This window comes from Flavobacterium sp. GQ95, from assembly GCF_059758655.1.
Window position 1 is genome coordinate 1 of sequence record NZ_JCAXEB010000094.1, and the last position, 219, is coordinate 219.

Below are 219 nucleotides of genomic sequence, written 5' to 3' on the forward strand. Positions count from 1 at the left end.
ACAATAAGGATCAAATATTTAAGATTCTTCATAACTATTTTTTTATAATTTTTACAACAACAGCTTTATCCAGCCCTATTTTAGCAAAATAAGTCCCCGAAGGCTGGTCTTCCAGTGTTAATTTAACCTTTGAATTCTCGGCCGTATAAACCCTGTTTGAAATCAAACGTCCTATTATATTGTACAGGGCTATTGAAACTTCTTTTGCCGATGTTGGAA

1 protein-coding gene is annotated in these 219 nt (G+C 33.3%); it reads right to left on the reverse strand.

Annotated elements, in window-relative coordinates; translation table 11 throughout:
- Positions 1 to 34: 34 nt before the first annotated feature.
- Positions 35 to 219: T9SS type A sorting domain-containing protein (locus AC6CH4_RS26075; protein ID WP_498108265.1), on the reverse strand; the 185-nt coding region annotated here is incomplete at its 5' end.